The 2,195-nt window shown below is 73.2% G+C and carries 2 protein-coding genes; one reads left to right on the forward strand and one right to left on the reverse strand.

Annotation, left to right across the window (positions count from 1 at the left end; translation table 11 throughout):
* Positions 1–97 precede the first annotated feature (97 nt).
* A complete protein-coding gene (locus ABZ885_RS39780) occupies positions 98–907 on the reverse strand; it encodes a hypothetical protein (protein ID WP_360199879.1) in 810 nt (269 codons plus the stop codon).
* A 245-nt stretch (positions 908–1,152) separates the two neighbouring features.
* Here ABZ885_RS39780 and ABZ885_RS39785 point away from each other — a divergent pair, with 245 nt between their 5' ends.
* Positions 1,153–2,043, forward strand: coding sequence for a phosphatidylinositol-specific phospholipase C (locus ABZ885_RS39785; protein ID WP_360199881.1), 891 nt, complete (start codon positions 1,153–1,155; stop codon positions 2,041–2,043).
* Positions 2,044–2,195: the final 152 nt, after the last annotated feature.

Below are 2,195 nucleotides of genomic sequence, written 5' to 3' on the forward strand. Positions count from 1 at the left end.
CATCGACCGAGCCACCTACAAAGCGACCATCAGCATCAGCATGCTCACAATCGACCCTTGACGCCGCCCAGGCCGCCCTAACTGAACGGCGTTGGGACTAGAAGTTGCCGTTGTCCGTCCAGGAGTACCAGGCGCCGGAGAGGTGGGTGTAGGTGTCACTTCTGCGCCAGCCGCTGGGCGGGCCGTCCGGCAGGTAGGCGTACCCGACGATGTCGAACAGGCCGGCTCCGGTGACGGCGAAGCGCAGGCCGGTGCCGACCTCCTCCACGCCGGTCACCGGGTAGGTGCCGATCCACTCCGGTTGCGGGAGCCCCATGGAGCGGTCGGCGAGCGCCCGCTCCGCGAAGGACGTCATGGCCGGGCGGCCGAGCTCGAACCGGACCTGCTGCGGCACGTCGGCCCGCACCAGCGCGACCGCGGCGACCGGCAGCAGCACCGCCACCACCCACCGCCAGGCACCCGCCGGACGGCCCAGCTCCTCCTCGTCGCCGAGCAGTTGACGGGCCACCCAGAGCACGGCCAGCACCACGGCCGCGGCACCGGCCATGCCCAGCAGCTCCAGGTCGGCCGAGGGCGCGCTGAACGCCAGCATCGCCGGCACCGACACCAGCGCCAGGCTCAGCAGCGCGGAGTTGCCCGGCCGGGCGATCCGCCCGCGCCGGCTCCAGAACAGCAGCGTCACCGCCGCGGCCACCGGCGCGGCCAGGACCGCGAGCACGACGCCCGGGAAGGCCTGGCCGATGCTGTAGACCAGGCCCAGGAAGAGCGCCGGGACCAGGAAGAGTGCCCGGCCGGGGAAGTGGGGCACGGCGACGACCGGCACGAGCGCCGCTGCGAGCACCAGCGGCACCCGGTAGCCGTCGACGAAGAGACGGTGGCACCACCTGGCGCCGAGTGTGGAGATCATGAACAGATGATCTACCACACGGGGCCGCCACCCCGGCCCGCAGCCGCCACCGACGCCGTCAACGCCCGGCGTGCCGCGGGATGGTGACACCGCACAGCGGTCCGCCTCGTGCGAAGAGCCCCGTCCCGCCCTCTGGGCAAAGCGGCCCGGCGTCCCGACAATGAGCATGCCACTCCGCTTTCCCGTCCTGTCCCCACCACACCCAACGGGGGTGCCACGCCGTGCCCGTGACCACGCGTTCACCGATGAGCAGACGCGCCTTCACCCGCACCGCCCTGCTGGGCGCCCTGGCCGCCGCCGGGCTGGCGACGGGCACGTCGCGCGCCTCGGCACTCGGACTCCCCGGCGGGGCCGACTGGTTGGGCACCGTCGACCCGCAGGCCTCCCTCGCCCGGCTCACCGTCCCCGGCACGCACGACACCTGCTCGCTCCACGGCGGCCCGCTGACGCAGACCCAGACACTCGCCCTGCCGGACCAGCTGTCGGCCGGCGTGCGCTTCCTCGACATCCGCTGCCGCGCCGTCGACGGCGTGCTCGCGATCCACCACGGGCCGGTCTTCCAGAAGACCTTCTTCGGCGACGTGCTCAACCAGTGCCTGGCCTTCCTCGCCGCCCACCCCGGCGAGACCCTGGTGATGCGGGTCAAGCAGGAGTACTCCACCGTCTCCGACGCCGAGTTCGGCACCCTCTTCGCCGACTACCGCCGCCGCTGGGACGGCCTCTTCTGGGCCGAGGACCGGATCCCGCGCCTCGGCGAGGTCCGCGGCCGGGTCGTCCTGCTCGCCGACAACGGCGGCCTGCCCGGCCTGCGCTGGGGCGGCCCGCACACCGACATCGAGGACGACTACGACATCGGGACCATCTTCGAGCTCAACTCCCGTAAGTGGCCCGAGACTTCCGCCCACCTGAACGCCGCCCGGGCCGCCACCGACCCGCAGCGGCTCCACCTCACCTTCACGTCCAGCTCCGGCTGGGGCCTCTGGCCGCGGCAGGCCGCCGACGCGATCACCCCCAAACTGCGCGGCTACCTCGGCGGCCTGGACCGCACCACCAGGCCGGTGCTGGGCACCGTCCCGATGGACTTCGTCACCGCCGACCTGGTGCGCTCGCTGTACGCGCTGAACTTCGGCGTCTGATCCCGGGTCAGGACGGCGCCTCCTCAGGACGGCTCCTCCTCAGGACGGCTCCTCCTCCCCGAGGCGCGCCCGGATCGCGGGCAGGTTCTCCTTCACCCGGGTGTGGGCCGCCCGGCCGGCGGGCGTCAGGCGGAGCCGGCCGTCGGCGGCCC

Origin of the sequence: Kitasatospora sp. NPDC047058 (assembly GCF_040643935.1) — a bacterium.
Classification (GTDB): Bacteria; Actinomycetota; Actinomycetes; order Streptomycetales; family Streptomycetaceae; genus Kitasatospora.